The organism is Aquabacterium sp. (genome assembly GCF_014378415.1).
In the GTDB taxonomy this organism is placed as follows: Bacteria; Pseudomonadota; Gammaproteobacteria; order Burkholderiales; family Burkholderiaceae_C; genus Aquabacterium.
Map to the genome: position 1 here is coordinate 1 of NZ_JACMNS010000121.1, position 2,587 is coordinate 2,587.

A 2,587-nucleotide genomic window follows, 5' to 3' on the forward strand; every position below is an offset into this window, starting at 1 on the left:
ATGTTGGCGTGCAGGCGAGTGACATCGCTGGAGCCCCACTTGCCGTGGTTGGTCAGCAGGGTCCAGACCAGGTCATCGTGGACACGCATGCGGCACAGCAAGGTGTTGCTCGATTCAATCTTCAGCACCTGGGCGGGCGAGAGCATGGCGATCATGTTGGCGGCCGCTTCCGACATGCCCAAACGGAACAAAGCTTGTTCGCGGTCGGCGCGGATCAGGCTCTGGGCCAGCATCAGGTAGGACAGATTGGTTTCGCGGATTTCCATCAGGATTTGGTCGGCGTTCATGGGGGGCTCCAGGTGTCTTACTGCGGGTGGGGGTGGGATTGGCGTCTCACCATGGAATGGATAGTGATCCCAATGCCGGTTTTTCTTAATGGGCGCGCAGCTGTATCCCGCGTTGGGCGTTAGCTGCACGTCTTGTCAGAAGATCCCTTACAAAGGCTTGATAACCAGGGCAAACACCATCCAGAAAACAGCCGCGTCAATCGATCAGACCGTTAGTCGCTTGACACAAGAAGACGCCACACCATCCGCACCAGCTCGTCCTCCAGCTCCTGGGTGTCCAGCAGGGCCGAGTTCTCCAGCGAGGCGCTGCGGATGACGCCGATCACCGCGCGGGTGCCCACCACGATGGCCTCCTTGGTCGGGAAGTATTGGTACAGTGTGCCGATCGACACCCCCGCCCGCTGCGCGACCTTGTTGGTGCTCAAGGCAGTGGCCCCGTCGCTGTCCACAATCTGAGCAGTGGCTACAAACGGCCGCTTTCAACCTGTCAGAGGATTGTCCGCATGAGCACCAGCACCTCGACCAGGCCGCTTCGCGAGATGAACGATCTGCCTGGTCCGCCCAACTTGCCGCTGGTGGGCAACGCCTTCCAGATCGATCGCGACCTCATCCACCAGAACGTGGAGCAGTGGGCCCAGCGCTACGGCTCAATGTTTAGCGCGTACTTTGGCCCCACGCCCGTGCTGGTCGTGGCCGACCATGAATTGATCGGCGCCATCCTGCGGGCCCGGCCTGACGACTTCAACCACTCGGAGCGTCTGGCCATCATCTCGCGTGACATGAACCTGAAGCTGGGCCTGTTCGCGGCCGAGGGCGATGCCTGGCGCCACCAGCGGCGCATGGTCATGGCCAGCTTCGCGCCCGGCCATGTGCGCGCCTACTTTCCGGCCTTGCTCAAGGTGACGCAGCGCCTGGGCACACGCTGGCAGAAAGCCGCGCAGGCCGGCAGCGCCATCGACCTGCAGTCCGACCTGATGCGCTTCACGGTGGACGCCATCACCGGCCTGGCCTTTGGCGTCGACGTCAACACGCTGGAGTCGGACGAGGACATCATCCAGAAGCACCTGGACAAGATCTTCCCGGCCCTGTTCACGCGCATCCTGACCCTGGTGCCGTATTGGCGCGTGTTCAAGCTGCCGTCTGACCGCGACCTTGACCGCAGCGTGACCGCAGTCAAGGTGGCCATCGACAAGTTCATCGCCCAGGCGCGTGACCGCCTGCAGGCCGACCCCACTCGCCGCGACAACCCGCCCAATCTGCTGGAGGCCATGATCGCTGCCGCCGACCAAGCCGACAGCGGCGTCAACGACCAGGACGTGGCCGACAACGTGCTCACCATGTTGCTGGCCGGCGAGGACACCACCGCCAACACCCTGGCCTGGATGATTCATCTGCTGCAGCGCAACCCGCAGGCCTTGAAGCGCGCGCAGGAGGAAGTGCGCCGTGTGGCCAACGACCCCGCCGCTTTCACCCCCGAAAAGATGGCCGAGCTGGACTACCTGGAAGCCTGCGCCCACGAGACCATGCGCCTCAAACCCGTCGCGCGTGTCCATGCCCTTTGGCGCGTGCCCGAGGGTGGGCCCGGGCCATTACCTGGCCTTGCTGGAAATGAAGATGGCCATGGCCATGCTGCTGTCACGCTTTGACATCGTCAGCGTGGACACGCCCGACGGCCAGGAGGCGCAAGAGCTGGAGCCCGTGGGCTTGACCATGAAACTGCGTGAACGCGCTTGACGCTGCAGGGCCAAAAAAAACGGACTCCGAAGAGTCCGTTGGCAAGTCACTGGCGTGACGCTAGGAGGAGAAAACAATGAAACAAGCAAAACTACAAGAACAACTACTACTTCGGTTACTACAGAGAACTACTTAAGGCCAATCAATGCATGTGCAGGGCACCAGCGGCCTTGCCCTTGCCAGCGCGAGCTGGGGGGTTGCACAGGCCACAGGTGAAGTGGCGGGCGATTTCATGGGGATGGGTCACGTAAGAGCCACCGCACTTGTTGCATTTGGTCAGGCAGAGCATGCCGTTGTCGATGAACTTGACCAGGCGCCAGGCGCGGGTCACGGACAGCAGGGGCTCCAGGCCTTGGGATTGGGTTTGCTCCAGGTACAGCTGGTAAGCCTTGATCACGACATCGATCTCGTCGATCTCTGAGGACTTGTTCAGGTACTCATGGATGTTGAGGAACAAGCTGGCGTGGATGTTGGGCTGCCAGGTCATGAACCAGTCGGTCGAGAAGGGCAGTTGGCCCTTGGAAGGCGACTTGCCAGACACTTCCTTGTACAGGCGCAGCAAGCGC

Annotated in this window: 5 protein-coding genes; 2 read left to right on the forward strand and 3 right to left on the reverse strand. The window is 61.8% G+C overall.

The genetic code is table 11. The features are described from left to right. Nucleotides 1-287: flagellar transcriptional regulator FlhD (gene flhD / locus H7225_RS11305; protein WP_290661862.1), on the reverse strand; the 287-nt coding region annotated here is incomplete at its 3' end. A gap of 212 nt (nucleotides 288-499) precedes the next feature. Beyond that, on the reverse strand, nucleotides 500-739 hold the full coding sequence (locus tag H7225_RS11310; protein ID WP_290661868.1) for a TetR/AcrR family transcriptional regulator: 240 nt from the start codon (nucleotides 737-739) through the stop codon (nucleotides 500-502). 51 nt (nucleotides 740-790) lie between these two features. Here H7225_RS11310 and H7225_RS11315 point away from each other — a divergent pair, with 51 nt between their 5' ends. Together H7225_RS11315 and H7225_RS11320 are read left to right on the forward strand one after the other, a co-directional pair. Beyond that, nucleotides 791-1,933 carry a cytochrome P450 gene (locus H7225_RS11315; protein ID WP_290661864.1) on the forward strand — a complete coding sequence of 381 codons (1,143 nt, stop codon included), beginning with the start codon at nucleotides 791-793 and terminating at the stop codon, nucleotides 1,931-1,933. Further along, on the forward strand, nucleotides 1,863-2,021 hold the full coding sequence (locus H7225_RS11320; RefSeq protein WP_290661866.1) for a hypothetical protein: 159 nt from the start codon (nucleotides 1,863-1,865) through the stop codon (nucleotides 2,019-2,021). Before H7225_RS11315 ends, H7225_RS11320 begins: the two co-directional genes overlap by 71 nt. A 142-nt stretch (nucleotides 2,022-2,163) precedes the next feature. On the opposite strand, the gene H7225_RS11325 is transcribed toward H7225_RS11320, so the two are convergent. Beyond that, on the reverse strand, nucleotides 2,164-2,587 hold a 424-nt coding region (locus H7225_RS11325; RefSeq protein WP_290661867.1), incomplete at its 5' end, for a FlhC family transcriptional regulator.

Coding starts and splice junctions, on each gene's coding strand:
- H7225_RS11315 (WP_290661864.1), top strand. CDS start 791: ATGAGCACCAGCACCTCGACCAGGCCGCTTCGCGAGATGAACGATCTG.